Source organism: Ignatzschineria indica (assembly GCF_003121925.1).
GTDB classification, from domain to species: Bacteria; Pseudomonadota; Gammaproteobacteria; order Cardiobacteriales; family Wohlfahrtiimonadaceae; genus Ignatzschineria; species Ignatzschineria indica.
Map to the genome: position 1 here is coordinate 1,009,091 of NZ_QEWR01000002.1, position 24,979 is coordinate 1,034,069.

24 protein-coding genes and 1 pseudogene are annotated in these 24,979 nt (G+C 42.5%); 9 read left to right on the plus strand and 16 right to left on the minus strand.

Features of this window, described 5'->3' with window-relative positions; translation table 11 throughout:
- Positions 1 to 27 precede the first annotated feature (27 nt).
- From rnhA to DC082_RS04510, 7 genes and pseudogenes are all read left to right on the plus strand, one after another.
- Entirely contained in the window at positions 28 to 501 is a 474-nt protein-coding gene (rnhA, locus tag DC082_RS04480) for a ribonuclease HI (protein ID WP_109235924.1), read from the plus strand.
- Positions 495 to 1,130: pseudogene (gene dnaQ / locus DC082_RS04485) on the plus strand (DNA polymerase III subunit epsilon); the annotation flags it as partial. The gene rnhA and the pseudogene dnaQ, both read left to right, overlap by 7 nt.
- Before the next feature lie 309 nt (positions 1,131 to 1,439).
- Positions 1,440 to 2,762: a 30S ribosomal protein S12 methylthiotransferase RimO gene (gene rimO, locus DC082_RS04490; RefSeq protein WP_109235926.1), complete on the plus strand. Its 1,323-nt coding sequence runs from the start codon at positions 1,440 to 1,442 to the stop codon at positions 2,760 to 2,762.
- A gap of 95 nt (positions 2,763 to 2,857) precedes the next feature.
- Positions 2,858 to 3,505 (plus strand): oxygen-insensitive NAD(P)H nitroreductase, encoded by a 648-nt coding sequence (gene nfsB / locus DC082_RS04495; RefSeq protein WP_109235927.1) that lies wholly within the window; start codon positions 2,858 to 2,860, stop codon positions 3,503 to 3,505.
- Positions 3,506 to 3,904: 399 nt separating this feature from the next.
- Complete coding sequence (locus DC082_RS04500; RefSeq protein WP_109236194.1) at positions 3,905 to 5,044, plus strand: ABC transporter ATP-binding protein; 1,140 nt, start codon at positions 3,905 to 3,907, stop codon at positions 5,042 to 5,044.
- 24 nt (positions 5,045 to 5,068) lie between these two features.
- A complete protein-coding gene (locus DC082_RS04505) occupies positions 5,069 to 6,088 on the plus strand; it encodes an ABC transporter permease subunit (protein ID WP_094566853.1) in 1,020 nt (339 codons plus the stop codon).
- Between the two features lie 8 nt (positions 6,089 to 6,096).
- Positions 6,097 to 6,924, plus strand: coding sequence for an ABC transporter permease (locus DC082_RS04510; protein WP_094566852.1), 828 nt, complete (start codon positions 6,097 to 6,099; stop codon positions 6,922 to 6,924).
- A gap of 48 nt (positions 6,925 to 6,972) precedes the next feature.
- Here DC082_RS04510 and recO read toward each other — a convergent pair whose 3' ends face one another.
- From recO to DC082_RS04590, 16 genes are all read right to left on the minus strand, one after another.
- Positions 6,973 to 7,689: a DNA repair protein RecO gene (gene recO / locus DC082_RS04515; protein WP_157957404.1), complete on the minus strand. Its 717-nt coding sequence runs from the start codon at positions 7,687 to 7,689 to the stop codon at positions 6,973 to 6,975.
- A gap of 179 nt (positions 7,690 to 7,868) precedes the next feature.
- Entirely contained in the window at positions 7,869 to 8,420 is a 552-nt protein-coding gene (mlaD, locus tag DC082_RS04520) for an outer membrane lipid asymmetry maintenance protein MlaD (protein ID WP_109235929.1), read from the minus strand.
- Positions 8,421 to 8,482: 62 nt separating this feature from the next.
- On the minus strand, positions 8,483 to 9,115 hold the full coding sequence (gene rnhB, locus DC082_RS04525) for a ribonuclease HII (protein ID WP_109235930.1): 633 nt from the start codon (positions 9,113 to 9,115) through the stop codon (positions 8,483 to 8,485).
- Positions 9,112 to 10,341, minus strand: a complete 1,230-nt coding sequence (lpxB, locus tag DC082_RS04530) for a lipid-A-disaccharide synthase (RefSeq protein WP_109235931.1) — start codon at positions 10,339 to 10,341, stop codon at positions 9,112 to 9,114. Before lpxB ends, rnhB begins: the two co-directional genes overlap by 4 nt.
- 476 nt (positions 10,342 to 10,817) lie before the next feature.
- Positions 10,818 to 11,606: an acyl-ACP--UDP-N-acetylglucosamine O-acyltransferase gene (gene lpxA / locus DC082_RS04535; protein WP_094566847.1), complete on the minus strand. Its 789-nt coding sequence runs from the start codon at positions 11,604 to 11,606 to the stop codon at positions 10,818 to 10,820.
- The gene (gene fabZ, locus DC082_RS04540) at positions 11,606 to 12,070 is read right to left on the minus strand and encodes a 3-hydroxyacyl-ACP dehydratase FabZ (RefSeq protein WP_369828055.1); all 465 of its coding nucleotides are present in this window, start codon (positions 12,068 to 12,070) and stop codon (positions 11,606 to 11,608) included. The genes lpxA and fabZ overlap by 1 nt, the downstream gene beginning before the upstream one ends.
- 177 nt (positions 12,071 to 12,247) lie before the next feature.
- Positions 12,248 to 13,306 (minus strand): UDP-3-O-(3-hydroxymyristoyl)glucosamine N-acyltransferase, encoded by a 1,059-nt coding sequence (gene lpxD / locus DC082_RS04545; RefSeq protein WP_109235932.1) that lies wholly within the window; start codon positions 13,304 to 13,306, stop codon positions 12,248 to 12,250.
- Positions 13,307 to 13,855 carry an OmpH/Skp family outer membrane protein gene (locus tag DC082_RS04550; RefSeq protein ID WP_109235933.1) on the minus strand — a complete coding sequence of 183 codons (549 nt, stop codon included), beginning with the start codon at positions 13,853 to 13,855 and terminating at the stop codon, positions 13,307 to 13,309.
- 17 nt (positions 13,856 to 13,872) lie between these two features.
- On the minus strand, positions 13,873 to 16,416 hold the full coding sequence (bamA, locus tag DC082_RS04555) for an outer membrane protein assembly factor BamA (RefSeq protein ID WP_109235934.1): 2,544 nt from the start codon (positions 16,414 to 16,416) through the stop codon (positions 13,873 to 13,875).
- A 92-nt stretch (positions 16,417 to 16,508) separates the two neighbouring features.
- Positions 16,509 to 17,882, minus strand: a complete 1,374-nt coding sequence (rseP, locus tag DC082_RS04560) for an RIP metalloprotease RseP (protein ID WP_109235935.1) — start codon at positions 17,880 to 17,882, stop codon at positions 16,509 to 16,511.
- Positions 17,883 to 17,915: 33 nt separating this feature from the next.
- Positions 17,916 to 19,088 carry a 1-deoxy-D-xylulose-5-phosphate reductoisomerase gene (dxr, locus tag DC082_RS04565; protein ID WP_109235936.1) on the minus strand — a complete coding sequence of 391 codons (1,173 nt, stop codon included), beginning with the start codon at positions 19,086 to 19,088 and terminating at the stop codon, positions 17,916 to 17,918.
- Positions 19,085 to 19,966, minus strand: coding sequence for a phosphatidate cytidylyltransferase (locus DC082_RS04570; RefSeq protein WP_109235937.1), 882 nt, complete (start codon positions 19,964 to 19,966; stop codon positions 19,085 to 19,087). Before DC082_RS04570 ends, dxr begins: the two co-directional genes overlap by 4 nt.
- A gap of 3 nt (positions 19,967 to 19,969) precedes the next feature.
- A complete protein-coding gene (uppS, locus tag DC082_RS04575) occupies positions 19,970 to 20,680 on the minus strand; it encodes a polyprenyl diphosphate synthase (protein WP_189363303.1) in 711 nt (236 codons plus the stop codon).
- A gap of 14 nt (positions 20,681 to 20,694) precedes the next feature.
- A complete protein-coding gene (frr, locus tag DC082_RS04580; protein WP_109235938.1) occupies positions 20,695 to 21,252 on the minus strand; it encodes a ribosome recycling factor in 558 nt (185 codons plus the stop codon).
- Positions 21,253 to 21,392: 140 nt separating this feature from the next.
- Positions 21,393 to 22,124 (minus strand): UMP kinase, encoded by a 732-nt coding sequence (pyrH, locus tag DC082_RS04585; protein ID WP_094566838.1) that lies wholly within the window; start codon positions 22,122 to 22,124, stop codon positions 21,393 to 21,395.
- Between the two features lie 252 nt (positions 22,125 to 22,376).
- Positions 22,377 to 22,703, minus strand: coding sequence for an accessory factor UbiK family protein (locus tag DC082_RS04590; protein WP_094566837.1), 327 nt, complete (start codon positions 22,701 to 22,703; stop codon positions 22,377 to 22,379).
- A gap of 399 nt (positions 22,704 to 23,102) precedes the next feature.
- Here DC082_RS04590 and DC082_RS04595 point away from each other — a divergent pair, with 399 nt between their 5' ends.
- A complete protein-coding gene (locus DC082_RS04595) occupies positions 23,103 to 23,912 on the plus strand; it encodes an RNA methyltransferase (RefSeq protein WP_109235940.1) in 810 nt (269 codons plus the stop codon).
- Positions 23,913 to 23,918: 6 nt separating this feature from the next.
- Entirely contained in the window at positions 23,919 to 24,776 is an 858-nt protein-coding gene (epsC, locus tag DC082_RS11085; RefSeq protein ID WP_109235941.1) for a serine O-acetyltransferase EpsC, read from the plus strand.
- Positions 24,777 to 24,979 lie beyond the last annotated feature (203 nt).

Consider the following 24,979-nt stretch of genomic DNA (forward strand, 5'->3'; position numbering starts at 1 on the left):
ACCTAACATAAAAGAGAGAGGTCATATATGACACCGCCTTCAGAAGAGCAACTTGTCTATGCCTATACCGATGGGGCCTGCAGTGGTAACCCGGGTCCTGGCGGATGGGGAGTTCTTCTCTCCTACCGTGGACATGAGAAGACACTCTCCGGATATGAAGCAGAAACAACCAATAACCGTATGGAATTGACCGCGGCAATTAAAGCACTACAAGCTCTAAAGCGCCCCTGCCATGTTGTGTTAACAACCGATTCCCGTTATGTGCAACAGGGTGTTACACAGTGGATCGATGGCTGGATTCGGCGCGATTGGAAAACCGCCAATAATAAACCCGTTCTCAACCAAGATCTCTGGCGCCTCCTACTTATCGAGCGAGATCGCCACCTCTCTATCGACTGGTGCTGGGTAAAAGGTCATGCCGGCCATCGTGAAAATGAGATCGCAGATAGATTAGCAACCGATGCCATTAAAAAAGCGAAAGAGACAACAGGATCATTATGAGTAGACAGATAGTATTAGATACTGAAACAACAGGTTTTGATTTTAAAAAAGGTGATCGTATTGTTGAGATCGGCTGTATTGAGCTGATTGACCGGGAGATCACTGATAACCATTTCCATGTCTATATCAATCCTGAGCGATCAATGCCTATTGAGGCCTTTAATGTTCATGGATTAGGGGATGATTTTCTTAAAACTCAGCCCGTTTTTGCAGAGATTGGTCAACGTTTTCTCGACTATGTTGATGGTGCTGAACTTATTATCCACAATGCCGGATTTGACATTCCCTTCCTCAATTTTGAACTAGAGCGAATGGGGCTTCCCAAAGTCACGGAACGCTCTAGCGTCATTGATACCCTTCAAATGGCTCGGGAGAAATATCCCTCCCAAAGAAATACACTCGATGCTCTCTGTCGTCGCTTAGGTGTGGATAATTCCCGTCGTGAGCTACACGGCGCATTACTCGACTCAGAGCTCTTAGCACAAGTCTATCTCAATATGACTGGCGGACAAAAATCATTCTTCGATCTACTCGAAGAAGAGACAGCTCCGCCACCACCGGTGAACTCTGTTATTCGAGCACCACAAGTTCGAATTGAAGCAGAAAAGAGTGCTCAAAAGAGTAATGAAGAGAGTGACAAGCGTGATAAGAGTGATGAAAGGGGTATTGATGAAACAGCTCAACTAAAGACAAGCAAAGATTTAGATACAGATGCTGATAAAGAGAGTCTGCCGGCATCCTCAAACCTTGTAGCATCCTCCCATCGTCGCCGAATTATTAGAGCAAATAGTCGTGATATAGCAGCTCATGAAGAGATTATGCAAGCATTAAAATCATAAATCTCTGCAAGCGCTTCATAAAATTTTTACAATATGCACACAACAACAGAAAATGATCGCCTCACAACGATCCACTATTAACAGATATTTGAAGGTAAAATTGTGACTCCTAGAATTGGTTTTGTATCCCTTGGCTGCCCGAAGGCATTAGTTGACTCCGAATATATTTTGACCCAACTTCGTACCGAAGGGTATGAAATTGTCCCCCAATATGATGAAGCAGATCTTGTTGTAGTTAATACCTGTGGCTTTATCGACTCTGCGATTCAAGAGAGCCTTAATGCGATCGGTGAAGCGCTTGATGAGAATGGTAAAGTGATCGTTACAGGTTGCTTAGGCGCGAATGCAGATAAGATCTTAGAGCAATATCCCAATGTTTTAAGCGTTACAGGTCCCCATGCTTTCCAAGAGGTAATGGCCGCAATTCACCACCATCTTCCGCGTCCTCACGATCCTTTTACCGATCTTGTACCCCCTGCCGGCATTAAGTTAACCCCACGTCACTACGCCTATCTTAAAATTGCTGAAGGCTGTAATCATAGCTGCACCTTCTGCATCATCCCCTCAATGCGTGGAAAACATCAATCTTACCCTGTCGGTGATGTACTATCACAAGCAAAAAAGTTAGTTGAAACAGGGGTTAAAGAGCTTTTAGTTGTCGCACAAGATACGAGTGCCTATGGCGTTGATGTCAAATATCAGACAGGTTTTTGGGATGGAAAACCGGTTCGTAGCCATATTCAAAATCTATGTGAAGAGCTAGGGAAACTTGATGTCTGGGTAAGATTACACTATATCTACCCCTACCCCCATGTTGATCATCTTATTCCCCTGATGGCGGAAGGAAAAATTCTTCCCTACTTAGATGTACCGATGCAACATGCCTCTCCTCGCATTCTCAAAGCGATGAAACGTCCGGCAAATAGCGAAAATATGTTAAAACGAATTCAGAAATGGCGTGAAATTTGCCCTGAAATTACGATCCGCTCCACCTTTATTGTCGGCTTCCCCGGCGAAACAGAAGAGGAATTTCAAGAACTACTCGACTTTATCAGAGAAGCGCGACTCGATCGTGTAGGTGCCTTTATCTACTCACCGGTTGAAGGTGCCGCAGCAAATGAGATAGCAGAGCCTATTCCCCTTGAGATTCAAGAGGAACGTTTAGAGCGATTTATGGCCTTACAAGCAGAGATCTCTGCCGAAAAATTGGCAGCGAAAGTAGGAACCGTTCTAGAAGTATTAGTGGATGATTTTGATGAGGAAGAAGGAATCGCAATCGCTCGTTCAAAAGCAGATGCTCCCGAGATTGACGGACATGTCTATATTGATGATGCCTCAAGTGATTTAGTCGGGCAAAAAGTAAAAGTCTTAATCGATGAGGCGACAACTTACGATCTTTTCGGTACCCTCTATACTCAATAATCAGATAGAGTGGCCCTCACTGCTACCACTACGACTGAGTTGTCCTCTTCACCAGGACAGTCTTAATAACAGATATCACTTAAAAGGAGTCAAAAATGAAGTTTGTTGCAGAAATTTCTGAAAATCGCTATACCTGTAAAGCTTACGATCCTCATAAAAAAATTCCTAAAGAGGCGATGGAGCACCTCTACTCAGTGCTTCGTAACTCCCCCTCATCAGTTAACTCCCAACCTTGGCACTTTCTAGTCCTAGAATCTGATGAGGCGAAAGAGCGTGTATTACCTGCGATTTTTGAGTTCAACCAACCTCGCGTTAAAGATGCTTCCCATGTTGTGATCTTTCTTGCGCGCAACGAGATGCCCCGAAGCTACTTAACTAAGATCGTCGATCAAGAAGAGAGCGATCAGAGATTTCCTGAAGAGGGGATGAAAGAGGCTAATGATAAGGGACGCCAATACTTTGTTGATTTAAATAGTGATAGTGCCGAGATGCTCCATCAGTGGCAGGATCGTCAAGTCTATATTGCGTTAGGTAATCTACTCTTTGCCGCGGCGGCAATCGAAATCGACTCAACGCCTATTGAGGGATTTGATCCGAAAAAGCTCGATGAGATCTTCAACTTAAAAGAGAAAGGATTTAGAAGTGTCGTGATCGCCTCCTTAGGATATCGCAGCCCGGATGACTTCAATGCCAAGCTTCCTAAATCTCGCCTTCCTTTCAAAGAGTTATTTACTATTCTCTAAACTTCAAATAGCAACTTATACTAAATTACGTATGACTAATCTCCCCAAATGGGGAGATTTTTTTATAAAACAACAAACCATCTGATCAAAAAGATAAAATAAACAAATAGTAGATAGGTAAAAGATAGAGATGAAAAAACAATTTGATCATCTCCTTAGGATTTATCCCCTAACTCTCTGTTAAGCATGTTAAAATGATCCCTTTAAGCAGATTAGAGTACAGGATCAGCAGAGAATCGGAATGCTCCGACCGCTTTAATTTTAAAAAGGCTTGATCCGCTCTATAAAACGCTCTAGAATTCAGCCTTCGCTCCCCGCGAGATAAGAAGCCTTTATTGTCCTTTTCCTATTCACCATTTTTAAAGGGAATCTCTCTTTAATAAAATGCCGGAGGCGCTTATGCAACAAAGCCGTTTACACAAGAATGAACCTTGGCGTGATCCCAACTCTGTTCCCCATGTTGAAATTACCGATATCGTTAAACGTTATGATGATCACCTTGCAGTTGATCATATTTCGCTCGATATCTATAAAGGAGAATTTTTCTCCCTATTAGGGCCATCGGGATGTGGGAAGACAACGCTTCTGAGGATGCTTGCCGGCTTTGAAACGCCTACATCAGGAAAGATTCTCTTAGAAGGCGAGGATATGTCTAAAATTCCTCCTTATGAACGCCCTGTTAATATGATGTTCCAAAGCTACGCGCTCTTTCCACACATGACGGTGGAAGATAATATCGCTTTTGGTTTAAAGCAGGATAAAGTTAAAAAACCCGAGATTCGCAAGCGAGTACAACAGATGTTAGAGCTTGTACAGATGGAACGCTTTGCTAAACGGAAGCCTCATCAACTCTCAGGTGGGCAGCGACAACGAGTTGCGCTTGCTCGTAGTATCGTTAAAAAACCAAAACTCCTACTCTTAGATGAACCTTTAGGCGCCTTAGATAAACGCTTACGAGAGCAGACTCAATTTGAGCTCATGACAATACAGGAAGAGCTAGGAATGACCTTTATTATAGTGACCCATGACCAAGAGGAAGCGATGACGGTATCGAGCCGTATTGCAGTAATGGACTCAGGATCACTCGCACAGGTAGCAACGCCGGCAGAGATCTATGAATTCCCCAACTCACGCTATGTTGCGGAGTTTATTGGGGATGTCAATATCTTTGAAGGGGTTATCTCAGAGATCTCATCGACTGAAACAACTGTTGAGAGTTTTGAAGCTCCAACCCCGCTTATCTGTGCACAAGGAGTAGGTGCTACGGTAGGATCTCAAGCATGGGTTGCCGTTCGTCCTGAAAAGCTCGATATCTCATTAACACCTCCAGAAAAGGCGCATTATAACTGTCTTCAAGGAGAGGTATGGGATATTGGTTATATGGGAAATGTCTCAATCTATCATGTCAAACTCGATAATGAGAAGATGATCACTGTCTCACAGATGAATGATACGCGCATTATTGAACAGAGAATTACCCATGAAGATCGTGTCTATGTGAGTTTTACTGAAGATTCAGGAATTGTACTCATCTCTTAATCTTTAACTTATGGAGGTTGGACAATGCCCCATCGTCAACAAGAGGTCGGAACTTTTACCGGCATCATGGCGGAGATCGTCTCCCGGCTCAATTTTACCCATCGCCGCTTGCTCCGCTTTCCCCCTTATCGCTTTATCGTTGGTTTAGGTCATAGCCATCGATTCTTAATTGGTACGCCATTTTTATGGCTTATTCTCTTCTTCTTAATTCCTTTTCTGATTATTCTACGAATCAGCTTTACAGAAGCAGAGATCGCTTCCCCTCCCTTCTCCGATCTAATGGAGTGGATTGATGATGGCTTGCTGCAAATTACCATCAATTTTCAAAACTACCTCGAATTATGGGAAGATAAGATCTATATTCACGCCTATCTTAATAGCGTGAAGATCGCCTTTTTCTCAACACTCCTTACATTGCTCATTGGTTACCCCATTGCGCTAGCGATGTCTCGCGCTTCTAAAAAATGGCAGCTCTTCTTGGTAATGTTGGTAATTCTCCCCTTTTGGACCTCTTTTTTGATTCGTATCTACGCTTGGATCACAATCTTATCACCCACGGGGGTACTCAATAATTTTATCAATTGGGTTGGAATGGGTATTGGACTCATCGATCCTACTTCCCCAGTGACTCTCCACATTCTTCACACTGATTTAGCGGTCTATATCGGAATTGTCTATGGCTATCTCCCTTTTATGATTCTTCCGCTCTTTGCTACACTCATCAAAATTGATAATACATTAGTGGAAGCGGCGCTTGATCTCGGTTCACCGCCTCTCAAAACGTTTTGGCAGATCACCTTCCGCCTCTCCCTTCCCGGGGTTCTTGCCGGCTGTTTCTTAGTCTTTATTCCAGCAATCGGCGAGTTTGTCATTCCCGATCTCTTAGGTGGCTCTAATGTCACAATGATTGGAAAGGTACTCTATGACACCTATCTCCAAGGGATGAATCTCCCTCTTGTATCGGCAATCTCTGTTATTTTGCTACTCATTGTGATTATTCCCATCTATATCTTTAATCGCATTCAAGCGAAACAATTTAATTAGGAGCTGTTATGAGAAAAAAGATGACTGCCCTGAACTGGACTGCACTCATATTGGGGCTCATATTCCTCTATACCCCCATTATTTTGGTGATCGTCTATAGCTTTAATGAATCGAAATTAGTCACCGTCTGGTCCGGATTTTCGACAAAATGGTATAGCGATCTCTTTGAGCAAGAAGGGATCTGGTCGGCGACTAAAACGAGCCTGCTATTAGCGGTATCAACCTCCACGTTTGCAGTGGTACTTGGAACGATGGCGGCTTTTGCCCTTGTGAAGTTTAGACGCTTTAAAGGTAAAACTCTCTTCTCCGGCATTACCTATGCCCCTATGGTGATGCCTGAAATTATTATGGGTAGCTCCCTTGGATTAACCTTTGTTGCACTTAAATTTAGTACCGGCTTCTTCACAATGATGATTGCCCATATCACCTTTACAATGTGTTATGTCGTTGTTGTTGTTCAATCTCGCCTAACAGGATTTGATCGCCATATTGAAGAGGCCGCTATGGATCTTGGTGCAGATGGTATTAGAACCTTTTTCTATATCACGCTTCCGATGATCTTTCCTGCAATTATATCGGGATGGTTACTCTCCTTTACCCTCTCACTCGATGATTTAGTGATTGCAACCTTTACGACAGGACCCGGCGGAACAACACTTCCTATCTGGATCTATTCAAAAGCGCGCCTCGGCGTAAGCCCTAATATCAATGCACTCTCGACTCTTATGATAGGCATCGTTGCCACCATTGTCTTTCTAGTAACCCTCATCAATCTCTATCTCACTAAACGTCGAGAAGAGGATGAGAAAAATGCGGCAAAAGAGGCTCTTTCTTAACATCGCTTATAAATGTATGCAATCATATAGAGAGATAGCCTTACTCGATTAGCGCTTTCGATAGAGCCTCTGCATCCAAATTCGCGATTGCAGGGGCTTATCGCCAATGAGGGGGGCTAAAAGATAGCGCATCATATTACGATAGATCAGAGCTTCCTCCCCGACTAACGTCTCCTCTTCTGCAATCTTCAGAATCACCTCTCCTGAAATCTTAAAAGTTCCAGGAAATTCAATAGGCAATACCCCCTCCTCATGGGAGAGATAATAGCTTTTCTGAGAATGGATCGGATCGCCGGCAGCGTCATAAAAGAGATCGGGGAGGATTCCTAAATAGGCTAAAAGAGAGCGCTCAAAATGGCGCAGATAGGGGGAAATATCCTCAACATCCTCGGCTAAGGCAGCGAGAACTTCTTGATAGACCTGAAATAACTCCGGCGCAGGTTGATGCTTTGGCATCAATCGCAATAGTAACTCATTGAGATAGTAAGCAGTCCATATTTCACGCCCCTTCAACGAGAAGGTATAGAGAAGATCCACCTCATGCGCAAAATGAAAAACGCGCCCCTCTTTGAGATGCCAATCGCTATAAGAGAAGAGCTCTAAATGGTGCAAAGGGCGCTTTGGATTCGCTCTTCCTCGTGTGAGTAATGTAATTCGTCCATACTCAAGAGTAAAGAGATCCACCAAAAAACCAGACTCTTTAAATGAGCGCTTATTGAGGACAACGGCTAAGGTTCGGCCTAACTCTTCTCTTCTCTCTAACATTTGATCACTTGAGTTTCCTCTATTGAATCCATTGAATCCATTGGGTCTACTGAAATGGGGAGATGGAATCATCACTTTTAGGTAGATAATCAATAGACAATCAACGGACTATCAGCATAAAGGCGGGATAATTTTCCCGCCCTTTTCAATCGTTCAATCGCTCAATCATATTTAAGATCTTAATCTAAAAGTGATCCGGGCTTAAAACCACCACTATTACCACTATTACTATTAGAGCTCTCTTCCGGTATAACCTCTGAAGTATCTCCTTTACTTCCGCCAAAAGAGGCCATTAACTGCCCGATCAATCGCTCCATAACAAATGCATCTTGGGTCATGCGAATACGATCACCATTGGTGAGATCTTTCTCAGATCCACCCGGATCTAATGCAATATATTGCTCTCCGACTAAACCTGAAGTATTAATTGCGGCTATGGTATCTTGCGGAATGGGAACTGAGCTATCTAATGCTAAAGTGACAACCGCCTCATAATTGTGAGGGTCCAATGCAATTCCATTCACCTGCCCAACGCGAACACCTGAGATCATCACCGGTGCTTTCACCTTTAATGAGCCAATATTGGTAAATGAGGCAGTAACATAGATCGGTTTCCCTCCTCTTAAACCTGTTGTCGCATTACTGGCATTAAAAGCGAGCCAAGCAAATGCCACAATGCCACTTATGACAAATAGTCCTACAACAAAATCGATCCATTTAGCGTTTTTCATTTTTGACCTTTCTCTCAATAACTCTTCACTATTCTACTATGTTTTCCAAAGGTTGTCTTTTATCAATCCCTAACTTCCGCTTTCTCAATCAAGCGTTTAATCGGGGCAAAAGAGGTGCGATGGAGCGGTGTTACCCCATATTGCGCTAAAGCTGCTAAGTGCGCCTTTGTCCCATACCCTTTATGTTGACCAAACCCATATTGCGGATAGTCTTGATCCGCTTCATACATCGATTGATCACGCGCATCTTTTGCTAAAATAGAGGCCGCACTAATCTCTGCAAAGAGAGCATCCCCCTTGATGATCGTAATTGCCGGCACATCACTTTTCGGATCTTGATTCCCATCAACTCGAAGTAACTGAGGCTGAATAGAGAGTGCAGTTACAGCACGACGCATCGCTAATAGTGTTGCTTGTAGAATATTGATCTCATCAATTTCTGCAACGGAGCTACTGGCAATGGCCCATGCTAATGCTTTCTCTTTAATCTCGGAAGCTAAAATAGCCCGGCGCTTCTCACTCAACTTCTTAGAATCATCAAGCCCCTTAATAGGGCAATCAGGATCTAATATCACTGCAGCAGCATAAACATCACCACAGAGTGGCCCTCTGCCCGCCTCATCAACACCGGCAACTAAACCTATAAAATCCTCTTCCGGAAAGAGTCCTAGTTGCTGATCTTCTGACTTTATCATAAGAGAAGCCCTCGCTCTTTTAAAAGGGAGATAACAGCCTCTTTTGCCACTTGATCAGAATCGAGGCGTAATGAGAGATGCATCTCGTTAAATTGTGCTAATTTCTCACTATTTTCAGGACTCTCTTTCAAGATTTCCCCAACTTCTAAAGCAATCCTCTCTGGTGTGACCTCCTGTTGGAAAAGCTCCGTTACAAGGGGCTCTTTTGCTAATATATTGGGAAGTGAGAAATGGGAAATTTTTACGATTTTAGGTGCTAACCATGCAGTAATAGCATTAAAGCGATAACAGACAACCATCAATCGCTTCAACAACATCGCCTCTAAAGCAGCGGTTCCCGAAGCTAGTAGAACTCCCTTTGAAGCACTCATAATCTCTCGTGAGCGCCCCTGAAATAGATGCACCTTCTCCCGCAATTCAAAGGGAAGCTCCCATAGGGCACTCTGAATCATCTGATAAATTTTTGGAGTTGCTGCCGGTATTAGAAACTCTAATGTAGGGAAACGCTTTAAAATCAAGGGGATACTCTCTAAAAAGAGGGGTAATAATCGATTAATCTCTCCTCGACGGCTTCCCGGCAATATTGCTAAATACTCCCTTTCTTGAGGAAGATCTAATGCTACTTTTGCAGAAGCTCGATCGATCTCCAAAGGAATCTCACCCCCTAGACGATGACCGACACAGATACTATCCACTTGATGTTTTTGATAGAAGTCCACCTCAAAAGGAAAGAGGGTTAATACACGATCGATATATTTCCGAATCTGTTTAACACGCCCTTCTCGCCAAACCCAAACCGAAGGTGAGACATATTGAAAGGTAGTAATATCAAGCGCTTTGAGAGACTTTGCCAAACGAAGATTAAAATCAGGAGCATCGATACCAATAAAACAGAGAGGTCGGCGCTCTTTTGCCACAGTGACCAATTCCGCTTTAATCTTAAGGAGTTTAGGTAACTCTTTGAGAACCTCTACAAGTCCCATGATAGAGAGTGATTCTATAGGGGCAATCGATTCTAAACCCGCTTCAATCATCATCGGTCCCCCAATACCGAAAAAACGCGCATTGGGGTAGCTCTCTTTAAGTGATGTTATCAATCCACCGCCTAAGAGATCTCCTGATAGTTCACCGGCAACGAGCATAAACAGAGGTGTTTGCTCCTCTAAATTAACTTCTATCGAAGTTCGATCAAGTACTTCTGGTTCACGATCATCTACTCTACTCATCTCTATCTCCTCGATTTATCTCTCTACCGACTCTCATTGCTTCTCTCAGTTTAGGCCTACCTTATCACTAGTTTTCATCGTTATAGCTTGCAATAGTTTACAACTTTATCTACTTCACAATTTTATGCTACAACTTCGATACGCTCGATATATTTTACAAACCTCAAGCACTCTAAAAAAATCTACAATTGCTACCAATCCTATCTACCACTATCAATTTTGATGCTATCAATCTTATTAAAAAAAAATAGAGAAATAAGAAACAAGAAAAAGAAAAACACCTAATAGATATCGAAATAGCTACAAGATCTCTCTTTCGCTTCTCCTCTATTATCTATTAAGTGTCATTATCAAATATCATCTCAGCATCATCTATTAGAATCATCTGTTAGCATCATTGATCAAATGATATAAGAAGAGATTCCCATGCCTTTAACGCACCCTCTTCTCGATCTCTAATCGATCTGCCATAATGACTAACGAATAATACCGCGATCTTCCGTCTCTTCTAAGAACTTCACCATCTTCTCAAGATGAGGGGCATCTACTGCTAACTCTTTAATCTTTAAGATCGCATCTTGAAGAGAGAGATCTTGCCGGTAGAGTGCCTTATAAGCATCTTTCGTTGCCTTAATCGCTTCAGGTGAGAACCCTCTTCGACGCAACCCTTCTGAGTTAATTCCTGATGGAACTGCACGATATCCTGCGGCAGTTACAAAAGGAGGAACATTCCGATGAATACCGGAAGAGAACCCTGTAATTGCACCTTCACCAATACGGCAGCGTTGATAGATCATCGAATAGCCACCGAGAATGACATCATCTTCTATCACGGCATGACCTGCTAAAGAGGCGCCATTTGCAAAGATAGTACGACTTCCCACGATGCAATCATGAGCAATATGACATGTTGCCATAATCCAATTATCATCACCGATCTTTGTCACAGCATTATCTTGGATCGTTCCGCGGCTGATACTGACATATTCCCGTATCGTATTGCGATCACCGATCTCTAGAAAGACCTTATCTCCCGCTTTAAACTTCTTATCCTGTGGCACTTCACCAATCGAGCAGAACTGATAGAAGGTATTCCCCTCACCAATCGTTGTAGGCCCTTGAATCACAACATGAGAAGTCAAAACGGTATCTTTACCAATCGTTACATCAGGTCCAATAACGCAATAAGGTCCAACTTCCACACTCTCATGCAATTTTGCAGAAGGATCGATCACTGCGGTTGGATGTATTAATACTTTTTTCATTATTCAAATGCCTCACGGCGAGTACACATCAATTCAGCTTGGCACACTAATTTGCCATCAACATATGCCTTCCCTTCAAAAGCCCAAATTCCTCTTTTTGCGCGAAGAAATTGTACTTTAAGATCTAGAACATCACCCGGCTCAACAGGTCTACGGAATCGGGCTTTATCAATACCCACAAAGTAATAGATCGATTGATCAGTAGAGTCATAATCTTCAACCGATTTAAAACTCAATATGCCGGTCGCTTGGGCTAATGCTTCTAAAATAAGCACTCCAGGCATAATCGGTTTAACGGGAAAATGGCCTTGGAAAAAGGGCTCATTATAGGTGACATTTTTACGAGCGTGTAACGTCTCATTTGGCGTAAAGTCAAGTACACGATCAATCATTAAAAAAGGGTATCGATGGGGTAAATATGTCATGATCTCATTGATATCGATTACTTTGTTATCGCTCATAATTATTATTCTCTATTCTCTTCTATTTAATATCTAAACTAATATCTAAACTGATATCTAACTTAATGTTTTCACTAATTCTTCACTGATTCTTCACTAACTCTTCACTAATTTTTTAGTGACACTTTAACGCTTTTAATCTAACGCTTTTTTACTTCCTTATTACTCTCCGCTTACCCTCTACTTCTCTCTATTTGACTGATCTAATGCTGCTAACTGCCCTAATTGAGCTTCTAGCTTTTTGACCCGATCAAAGAGATCTCCCAAACGCTTAATGCGGGCACTATTATAGCGCCACTCGCGATTTTCCAAAACAGGAGGAATGGAGGAGTAGATCTTTCCTGACTTAAGTGGCTGACTCACCTGCGTACCACCGGTAACAACCACATTATCTTCAATCTTCATATGACCATTCATACCAACGCCGCCACCAATAACCACATTGTTTCCGATATCTGTAGAGCCGGCAATACCGGTATAACCCGCGATAACAGTATTTTCTCCAACAATACAGTTATGCCCTAACTGCACATGGTTATCGATCTTCGTTCCTCTACCAATAATCGTATCTTCTATCGCACCGCGATCGATACAACTGCCGGCACCAATATCAACATCATCCGCTAAGATCACGCGCCCTAATTGTGCAACCTTAATATAACCTGCTTTCGTTCGGGCAAAACCGAAACCTTCAGCACCGATCACGGCATTAGGGTGCAGAACAACTCGATCCCCTAACTGACACTCATAGCGAACCGTAACGCTAGAAAAGAGGTAGCAAGATTCACCAAGCGTCACATCTCGCTCAATCATACAGTGGGCATCGATATAACTATTATCGCCAATGACCACATTCTCCCCAATCACACTGTAAGCACCGATCGTCACATTTTCACCAATTTTTGCGGTCGGCGCGATTCTCGCAGTGGGATCGATTCCTGAAAAATTACGATAATCTTCCTGAAAAAGCTGAGTCACATAGGCCCATGCGGCATGGGTATTTTGACAGATAATTGCTGGCTGAGTAACATGCTCAAAATTACGAGCATCAACTAAGATAGCAGAAGCTTCCGTGCTCTCTAGATATTGACGATAGCGGGGATTATGGAAAAAAGAGAGCGTATTAGGTTTTCCATGCTGGATTGTGGAGAGCCCTAAAATATTAATTGCACCATCACCATGGAGCTCAACCACTTCACCTTTTGAGATAAGGTAATCAAAAATCTGTTGTAATGTCATCTACTTCTCGCTTTTCTCTTCCGTTTTCTCTTGCGACTCTTCCTTCACTAATGTTTGGAAGATCGGCTCTGTTAAATAGAGTGACTCTTTAGAAAAGAGTAATCCTGACTCTAAAATCAGATCATAATCGTGATCTTGTGCATATTCTAATATTGCGTTATTGATCTCTCTTTGTAGCTTATAGAGCTCCTCATTTTTACGAAGATTGAACTCCTGACGCGTGTCATTACTGAGTCGGACAAACTCTCGTTCAAGATTGACAATATGGCGCTCTAACTCACGCGCAACTGAGGCTTCATTATTACCATTCATCAATTCTCGGCGCAGACTTTCAATCTGATCACGCTTATTGAGAAGGTATTGATCTCTTGCAAAGAACTCCTCATTGAGAAGCGAATAGATATCCTTCTGTTCAATATATTTCTCTAATAAGAGATTAATATCAACCACGCCTATCTTTAACTCTTTTGCAGAGGAGATAGGAGTAAAAACAATGAAAGCAGCAGTTAATAGTACTGCTGCTCCCTTTCTTAAAATGCCTTTAAACATTATCTTTTCACCACGACTTAGTAAGGGATACCAATTGAGAACTGGAATTTCTGCTCTCTATCACCTTCACGAGTTTTAAATGGCTTCGCATAGGAGAATGCAAGTGGACCAAGTGGGGATAACCAGACAAAGCTTGCTCCCGCTGAATAACTCACATCTCCAAATTCTGGTTTACTCGGTTTTGAGGTAACATTCCCGGCATCCACAAAGAGACTCCAACGAACATCATTATTATCTTGGAATCCAGGAACCTTCATAATCAATTCTGCTGTCGCGTTATAGCGCAATGAACCCCCCATCGAGTCGCCATTTTCATATTTTGGCCCGATTGAACTTCCGCGATAACCACGAACCGATCCTAAACCACCGGCATAGAAGTTTTCAAAGAATGGAAGTGAAGTATCACCATCATTCCCGTAACCCCAGCCCATCATGATATCGCCACGGAGAGAGAATACATAATCCTCATTCTCACTCAATGGATAGTAGCTCTGATGTTTTAAGAGTAATTTGTAGAATTTAGAGTCTGATCCCGGCAATGTTCCCGTAATCGTTGCACTATTGAGAGAACCTTCCGATGAGAAGATCGTTCTATTTCGAGTATCGCGATAGATTCCAACATTCGCTCGATAGAGGTTCAATTTTGCCTTATAGAGTCGCCCCTCAGTATGGCTATTAACACAAGCCATTCCACAATCTAATTTTGCAATCTCTTCAACAATCTTATTAGGAGACGCATGAGTTGTACGAAGCTTTAACTGCTCATAACCAATTCCGGCACGAATCGCAGTATATTCAGAGAGTGGGTAACCGAAATTGAACATTAAAGAGAGTCCATCGGCAATGTAGTTACCACTATCGTCATAGTCATGCTTCTGCTTACTATAACTTAAGGAGACACCTGCACTTAATCCATCTTTTGTAAAGTAGGGATTCATATAATCGATGCCGTAGTAACTGCCGCTCTTATTGGTTTCAGCTTGAACATTGAGTTCATGCCCTGTTCCCATAAAGTTCGGTTGATTGAAGCCGGCATTAATACCAAACTTACTATCCATACCATAACTTAAGCCGAAAGTGATCGATCCGGCACTACGTTCTTTAACACGGTAGGTCAGATCTACCACACCCTCTTCGACTGGCTCAGTTAAGACCTCAACATCTTCCACATGTGCAAGACGCTGAATACGAACCCGTGAGCGCTCAATATCGCTTGTTACAAACGGGCCCCCTTCCATCTGTCTTAACTCTCTACGGAATACCTCATCTTGCGTTCGCTCATTACCTTCGATATTGATACGATTAACGTAGTAACGTTCACCCTGGTCGATTGCAAAGGAGAAGCTAACGGTATCGGTCTCTTCATTGATTCGAGGAATTGCGTTGACTCGCGCTTGAGCATACCCCTCATTTCCTAATCGATCTTGCAACGTTTTAACTGCTGCTTCAACTGTTTTAGCTCGATAGAGTGAACCCGGTTTAATATCAATTAAGGAGAGTAACTCCTCTTTATCAACGCTCGGATAGTTTCCAACAATGGTGAAATCACCGAAGTGGTATTGCTTCCCTTCATGAATATCGATATCAAGATAGACTGTATCCTGATTAGGGCTAATGGTCGCACTTGAGTAGTTGACCTCAGCCTTGAGATAACCATTATTACGATAATATTGTTGAACTTGATCGAGTTCATCTTGAATAGTGTAAGGATCATAGCGATCGCCGGAAGAGAAGATTGTTCTAAAGCCCGACTCTCGAACACGCATCTGACGCAATAATTTACTATCAGAGACATTCTCATTACCGGTAAAGTTAATCTTTTTAATCTGCCCTGTACGCCCTTCTGAAATCTCAAATTGAATTTCGGCACGATTACGGGGTAACTCGATCACTTTGGGCTCAATTCTTACCGCATATTTACCACGGGTCTCATAAGCCTTAAGAAGATTGTTTTTTGCATTTTCTAATGAGGAGTCTTTAAGGCTCTCTCCCACTTTAAGATTAGCCGCTGAGATAATCTGATTGAGCTGAGGATCTTTTAGATCACGATTTCCTTTAAAGGTGACTCGGGAAAGAACAGGATACTCTTCTAACTCAACAATCAGATTTGAACGTACAGTTGACTCTACCGGCTGACAGCGCGGATCATCAAATGTACAGGGAATCTCTTCATAAATATATTCAATTTCAGGCTCAACAGGCTCTGTACGGATATTACCAAATGGGCCGGCACCACGCACCGTCGATGGTTGTTTTTGTACCGGAACTGCTACTGTAATCGATTTTGGCCTTGTACGCCCCAAAATTCTTCCATTGGGCGTTTTCACTGTGACATTTTTAAAAAGTCCCGTAGCATGAAGCTTCTCGACGATATCTTTAACATTCCCCTTTTGAACTGGGGCATCTGGATTGAGACCTAAAGTAGTAAAGACAACACCCGGGTTAACCTGCTCTAATCCTTCTACGCGAATATCTTTCACTTCATACTTTTGGGCAAAAGCTGCGGCCCCAAGCATTAAGCTCGTAGCTAAAAAAACTCTCTTTATATCGACAATAGCCATTATATTTTTCTCTAATAATTAGGGCATAGAAATGCATCTATAAACTGCGTTAATATACCGAATAACTTCAAAAATTCCAATTAATTATCTATTTAGAACCACTTGCTAATATCATAAAAGATCACAAAAGCCATAAATAGAAATAGGAAGAGAGCACCGATCTGCATCACTCGCATCGAGAGTGTTTGCGGGATTCTATCCCGACCTACCGTCGCCTCAATTCCTAAACCGACTAACCGTCCGCCATCTAGAACCGGGATCGGTAGTAAGTTTAAAATTCCGAGATTGACGCTAAAGAGCGCCATCAATTGAATAAAGTAGACCCAGCCTGCATCAAGCTTCTTGCCGGCAACATCTGCAATCGTTACAGGGCCTGCCATCACATTAGGGTGAATATCACCTGTTATCATTCTACCGATAAATTTAAAAATCATAAGAGAATTTTGATAAGTATCAGCAATAGCATATTGAAAAGCCTCAAAAAGAGGATACTTTTGCAATGTCTGCATCTGCTCAAACTCAGCGGCAACCTCCGGCGAGAGCTGCGTAATGCCGACGCCTAACATAAACCGACCACTCTCATTACGGTTCAACTCAATCGGCACCTCAATAATCTGCCCTTTACGCAAAACCTCAACCGGTAGCAAAACTTTATTATCTGACGCAGCTTCTAACTGTGCCATTGTTAAAAGAAGGTCTTGCCAGGAATCGATACGCTGGTTACCAATTTTAAGAATCTCATCATCGAGTTGTAATCCTGCAAGCTTACCTGCACCACCATCTGTCAGAACACCAATTTTTGCCGGCACTCTCGGCATGTAGAGATTAATCCCTAATTGCTGATCGATATATTGATTCGCATTAAGTCTTAAGGGCTCATCCATTCTAATCTCTATCTGCTCTAGACGTCCATTTCGCAAAACATCAACATCTGCTTTACCATCATTAAGATGTTCTACAAAACGCATCATCATCTCTTCAAAGGTACGAACTGAGTTCCCTTCAACCGCAATAATCTCATCTCCCCGCTCAAATCCTGCCTCAGCAAAGACAGATTGAACCGGAGGGGTATCAATTTTTGCTTTAAATGCTGGCATTCCATAGAGATAGAGGCCAAAAAGAAGAATAATCGCAAAGAGAAGATTGACTAAAGGGCCTGCAGCAATCACAACTGCACGCTTCCAAATAGGTTGCGCATTGAAAGTCTTACTCTGATCCGCCGGATCGACTTTATGAACGCGATCATCTAGCATCGCAACATATCCACCTAGCGGAATAAGGCCGATACGATACTCCACACCATCTTTGCCTCGGCGGCTCCAAACTTTCTTTCCAAAACCGATACTAAAGGTTAAGACTTTAAACCCTAACTTTCTTGCTGCATAGAAATGGCCAAACTCATGGAGTGTCACCAAAACACCCATCAGAATTAAAAAACCAAAGATAGAGTTAAACAACATCGACATTTAAGATCAGCCTTTTTAGTAAAATTTTACAACTTAACAGAGTGCCTTAGCCATCTGACGAATCTCTTGATCATACGCTAAAAGAGCCTCCTCTGTCTGTAATGCATTAGCTGACATCACCACTCGGTCTAAAACTTCAGCCACCTTATCCGCTATCTCAACAAAGGTGATTTTTTGTGCTAAAAATGCCGACACAAAAACTTCATTAGCAGCATTGAGTGCCACTAAGTAGGGTGTGCCGGCAATAAGAGACTCCTGCGCAAGGCGAAGTGCAGGAAAAGTGACAAGATCAGGTTCTTCAAAAGTTAATGCTGACATCTTTGTCAAGTCGAGGTAGGATGCCCCCGATACAACTCGTTGCGGATATGCTAATGCATGCGCGATAGGAATTGCCATATCAGCAGCACCCATCTGAGAGATCAAAGAGCCATCTATATACTCAACCAATGAGTGGATCATACTTTGAGGGTGAACCACAACACTCAACTTCTCTACCGGCATGGAGAAGAGAAAATGTGCTTCGATCAATTCAAGTCCCTTATTCATCAAAGTTGCCGAATCGATCGTCACCTTTGCCCCCATAGACCAATTAGGGTGCTTGAGAGCATCTTCTAACGTTACCTTCTCTAGATCTTGTCTCTGATAACCTCTGAAGGGCCCTCCGGAAGCAGTTAGAATTAGACGTTTAACACCTTCATAACTCAACTCATCACCTCTTTTAGGAAGTGATTGAAAGAGCGCATTATGTTCACTATCGATTGGCAAAATCGTCGCGCCATGAGCTTTTGCTTCCGCCATAAAGAGTGCTCCACCTAAAACAAGCGTCTCTTTATTCGCCAATAAAATGGTTTTCCCTGCTCTAGCGGCTGAAAGGCTCGAGAGAAACCCTTTTCCCCCTACGATCGCTGCGACAACAAGATCTATTTCCCTCTCTGTTACAAGCTCAATAATAGCCGCCTCACCCCCTAGCACTACCGTTGGTAAGTTAGCGGCTTCTACCAACTTTTTAAGGCTGTTAGCTGCAGACTCATTCTCTAAAACTGCATACTTAGGTTCAAACTCCTGACAGAGTTGCATCATCTTATCAACATTCTGATTCGCAACCAGAGAGTGAACTTGATAGAGCGCGCGATTGTTGCGAATCACCTTAAGTGTTGAATCACCAATCGAACCTGTTGCACCTAAAATAGAGATCTGTTTTTTCATATAAAACTTAACCCTACAAAGAAGAGCGGCGCAGCTGCCGTTAAAGCATCAATACGATCTAATACCCCACCATGGCCTGGCAAAATATTACCGCTATCCTTCATTCCAGCATGACGCTTCACCACACTCTCAAAGAGATCGCCAGAGATAGAGATAATCACTACCAGAAGACTCAAAGAGACGAAGTTAAGGATTAACATCATTCGTTCTTGCGCGATAAAGATCGCAGTTTCATCACTTGTAAAGTAGAGAATTGCCGCTAAAGAGAAGAGCCCTGCAAGAACAATCCCGCCAATAGCACCTTCAACACTCTTCCCTGGACTAATGGTGACGGCCAACTTTCTCTTACCAAATTTCCGCCCAACAAAATAGGCACCACTATCGGCAATAATCACCAATAAAATAAGGTAGAGGAGCAGAATAAGCCCTTGTTGCAATACCGTTAAAGTGATCATTAATGCAGCTAGTGAAAGGATACTGACGACGAAGAGAAACTCTCTATTAGTTAGAAAGGAGAGCGGCCTTCTCGCATAGATGGAGAGAATAAAAGGCATCATGAGCCAAAAGAGGGACATCAGCAGTAAAAGCCCAAAGAGGAGTGGATTACTGCGCACAAAGAGCGCAAGTCCACCAACAATCTGATCTGTCTCGCGATTACCCAATAAAAGCGCGCCAACAACGAGTAAGAGTGTAATAGAACCGACACCAATATAGACCCCTTTCTGCATCCCTGAGAGCTTTAAGAGATTACTCCACTCAAAAAGCCCAATAACCGAGATCAAAAAGAGTAGGAGAGAGAAGAGAGAGGTTGGTAAAAAAAGGATGGCAAGTAGTGCCGCAACCCCTAAGATAATGCCGGTAATAATACGTTGCTTCATAATTTATCTCCCACCAAATCGTCGTTCACGACGATAAAATTCAGCCAAAGCGGCTTCAAATTCTTTCTCACCAAAATCGGGCCAATGGCAATCGATAAAGTAGAGTTCAGCATAAGCTAACTGCCAAATTAAGAAGTTGCTAATTCGCTGCTCTCCACTTGTACGGATCAAAAGATCAACAGGAGGAAGGTCACTCATTGTTAGCGCTTTCTCAAATCGAGACTCTGTAATCTCATCGATCTCAAGATCTCCAGCAATCACCTCTTCAGCCAAGTTCTTACAAGCATTGACGATCTCTTGCCGTCCGCCATAATTGATCGCAACTACAAAATCTAGCACATCATTATCTTGAGTAAGTTCTACCGCAGCAAATAACTTCTCCTGCAACTTTACAGAGAGCGGGGAGAGATCACCAATAAAAGAGAGGCGAACCCCCGCACGATGAAGTGCTTTGAGTTGCCCCTCTAATGTTTGGTAAAAGAGATCCATTAAGTAAGAGACCTCCTCTTGAGGCCTCTTCCAATTCTCCGTTGAAAATGCATAAACGGTTAAGACTTTAATACCATTTTTGATTGCACACTCAACGCTCCGTTTAACTGCCTTTACACCGGCTCGATGCCCTAATGCTCGTGCTAAACGATTTCTTTCAGCCCAACGGCCATTGCCATCCATAATGATGGCAACATGTTGACAGCGCTCTTTACCTTCGCTCACATTTAACCCTTAGCTTAAATTTCCATTAACTCTTCTTCTTTCGCTGCGAGTACTTCATCAATTTTTTTAATCGTAGCGTCAGTTAACTTCTGGATCTCATCTTCTGTACGGCGCTGTACATCTTCTGAAATCTCACCCTCTTTCTCTAAAGCAGAGATCTGGTTATTAGCATCACGACGAATATTACGCACGGCTACTTTCGCTTGTTCTGCTTCACCGCCGACTAACTTCACTAACTCTTTACGGCGCTCTTCTGTTAATGGTGGAAGTGGAATACGGATTAAGGTTCCGGTTGTTGCTGGGTTTAAGCCTAAATCACTATCGATAATCGCTTTTTCGATAGGACCAACCATCTGTTTTTCCCATGGTGCAACACCTAAAGTTCGAGAGTCTTGCACTGTTAAGTTAGCAACCTGACTTAATGGCACCATAGAACCGTAATATTCAACTTCAATATGATCTAAAATTGAGATATGAGCACGACCTGTACGAATCTTCCCAAGGGCGCTAGCGAGTGCATCAACTGATTTATCCATACGAGTCTTTGCATCTTTGATGATATTTTGCGTCATTTAAATTTTCTCCAATTTTTATTCAACTGTTGTTCAATTTTTCTAAAAAAGGAGATGCCTGCGGGCTACTGAGCCAGTAGCATCTCTCACTTTAAAACTATTTAAGATTATTAAAAAACTAGAATAATTTTACCATACTCCTATTCAGGAGCGGTCTCTGATACTAAAGTTCCTACCGGCTCACCCTTTACAATACGCATTAGATCGCCTTCATTAAAGATATTAAAGACCTTAATGGGGAGATTATTTTCACGGCACATCACGAGGGCTGTGGCATCCATAACCCCTAAATTTTGAGTGAGTGCATCGGTAAAAGTAATATGGTCATATCGTGTTGCGGTAGGATCTTTCATCGGATCTGCGGTATAGACGCCATCTACTTTTGTCGCTTTCAACATAATTTCAGCATTGATCTCAATCGCACGAAGTGCTGCAGCAGAGTCTGTTGTAAAGAACGGATTACCGGTACCTGCGGCAAATATAGTCACTCTCTTTTTCTCAAGATGACGAACAGCACGGCGACGAAGATAATCTTCGCACACTTCATTGATACGAATAGCGCTCATCACTCGAACGTAAACATCCCGAGATTCCAATGCATCTTGAAGCGCTAATGAATTCATCACAGTTGCCAACATCCCCATATGGTCACCAGCAACACGATCCATCCCCGCTTCTGCTAATCCTGCCCCACGAAAGATATTCCCACCACCGATTACAACTCCGACCTCAACACCAATACGGTTTAATGCCTTGATCTCATCGGCAATACGTCCGATAGTAACCGGATCGATACCATAATCGGCGTCACCCATTAATGCCTCGCCACTGAGCTTCAATAAAATGCGCTTATATTTAGGGGCTTGACTCATAACTATACACTTCCTTTATATTAGATTTGAGACTCAACAAAATTTGTGAATATAGTACTTCATTTAGCATCGATTGAATAGCACCACAGCTTCTAAATCCTGCTTTATCTTCCTTCGCTCAATCTGCTTTTAATCTCTACTTTATTTTTTACCAATGAGCTATTGATCGCTCTTTCATCCCACGTTTAACCCTTTTTCCACCTCCATTTATCACAATGGAGAGATCGCTTATTTCCCCTTATCGATTTCCAATTAATCTTCTGGCAACTCCCCTGAAGAGTCCGCTAATAAGATGGAAGCATCATCACTTTCAGCCTGTTCTTTATCTAACAAAAGCTGATCAAGTTTCGCTTCTAGCTCTGCCACGCGCTGCGTCAACAACTCCACTTTCTCTCTTGTCTTCAATAGAACCTTCTCTTGAATCTCAAACTCTTCATAGCGAACAAATTTAAAATTACTCAAGGCTGAATCAACCCCCTCTTTGACTAACTTCTCCACTTCGCCACCGGCATTTTTTACCCCATCAGGGAGCGCATCATGAAGGCGTCCGGCGATATCTTGTATAAAGTTTTTAGGCATCTTGTCCTCTCTTATGTTAATAGTTGCTATAATCCTAAGCCATATTAAAATGAGTTCGAAATTCAATCGGTGTTCAATCGAGTACATGATTCGAGGTCATGATTCGAATTGAAGATTGACCTTAGATCATTCTAGCTCTCTTCACTTAAAATCAGAGAGTGTAGGATAAATAAAATAAATAATTTTAATAGAGCGAATACCTCCTTCAAAGAGCCCCTCCCCTCTTCTGCTTTTCTATTTTACTGATGCACACTTTACTGATGCTTTTTAATCAATAAATATAATAAGCAACTTGAAGGGGAATAAAGAGAGTTTCCGCTCTATTTTAACAGCGATTAGATCCCCACTCCCTACTTAGGGCGTCAATATATCATTAAAAGCATAAAAGCGAGTCAACTGATGCACAATGAATCCCCACTGCAATCTATTAAAATTGTTATGGTTAATACGACACATCCCGGAAATATCGGTGCGGCAGCACGAGCGATGCGGGTGATGGGATTATATAACTTAACGTTAGTGAATCCTCATAAATTCCCAAGTAAAGAGGCTACAGCCCTAGCAAGTGGTGCTCTTGATGTCTTAGAAAATGCCATTGTCACTGAGACGCTCTCTGAGGCGGTTGCAGATTGTCAATATATCTTCGGCACTAGCGCTAGAAGTCGCCATATCGGTAAGCCAGAGCTCCCTATTGAAGAGGGTATTGAAGAGATCCGCTCAATTCTCTCACAAACACCTGATGCGAAGATTGCGATCCTCTTTGGTACAGAGAGAACGGGGTTAACTAATGAAGAGGTCGATATCTGCGACAAACTCTTCTATATCCCGACAGAAAATAATTACAATTCTCTCAACATCTCTCAAGCCATCCAGATTATTGCTTATGATTTGCGCCGACTACTCTCACAAGAGAAAGCAAAAGCGATCATTAAAGCCCCGCACTATGCCGGCGAGCTTCCTGCAACTCACGAAGCATTAGAAGGGCTCTTCTCCCACCTAGAACGAGTGATGATCGAAAGTGACTTTCTTGATCCCAATAATCCCAAGCATCTCATGCGCAAGGTACGAAAGCTCTATAAAAAGGCGGCTTTAACGCAAGAAGAGATCAATATCTTACGTGGAACCCTAAATGCTTTAGAGAAACAAACGAAAAAAGTAGACCCCAAAGTAGATCCCAAAACAGACGAAGAAGCTGAAAAAGAGGAGTAGAGATTTATGATAAAAAGAGTAAAAGATGATATTAACAATATTAAAAAATTTGATCCGGCAGCGAGAACCTCTCTAGAGATTCTCCTCGCCTACCCCGGTCTTTGGGCTGTCTGGATTCATCGGATTGCACATGCCCTCTGGCGTAAACGTTTTAAAACAGTAGCCCGCTGGATCTCCACATGGAATCGCTTCTTAACCGGTATTGAGATCCATCCTGGGGCAAAAATTGGTGACCGCCTCTTTATCGATCATGGAATGGGAGTTGTCATTGGAGAGACTGCAGAGATTGGGGATGATTGTACTCTCTACCATGGGGTTACGCTGGGTGGAACAAGCCTTGAAAAAGGAAAGCGCCATCCCACTTTAGGTAATAATGTCGTTGTAGGAGCGGGTGCAAAAGTATTAGGCCCCATCACTTTAGGAAATAATGCGAGCGTCGGTGCTAACTCTGTTGTCGTTAAAGCAGTCCCTGATAATACAACCGCAGTCGGTATTCCTGCTCGTCTATCCAAACCGGATCGTCCAAATCTTAAAAAAGAGATCGCTAATAAGCTCTTTAATGCTTATGGGATGAGTCATGATATTGAAGATCCTGAAGCAAATGCTATCAACCTTCTCCTCAACCATATTGAGAAGCTTGATAAAGCACTCTGCCAAATGCAGACGGAACTTAAAGCACAAAATATTAAGCTCAATGTAGAATGGCCAACGATCCAAGATTGCTCTTTTGATGATGATGGTCTTCATATCCACCAAGAGAAAGTGGAAGAAGATGCATCTCAAGAAGATCAGAGTGATAAAAAAGAGAAAAACTCTCATACTAAGCAAGATGATAAAAGAGAAGATCAGCCACTTAATCAATAAAAGCGTGATAACAAAAACTAGAAAGCAATTGAGCTAGATATCGATTAGGCATCAGATACAAAACATTCGATGTTACATGTTAAGAAAATCATAAGGGGGAGATGCCGATTCGCAACCTCCCCCTTTCTCTCTTCTCTTCAACTTTCTCTTCGGCTTTCTCTTCAGCTTTCTCTTCTATGGCTATATATCACTACTTAGCTATG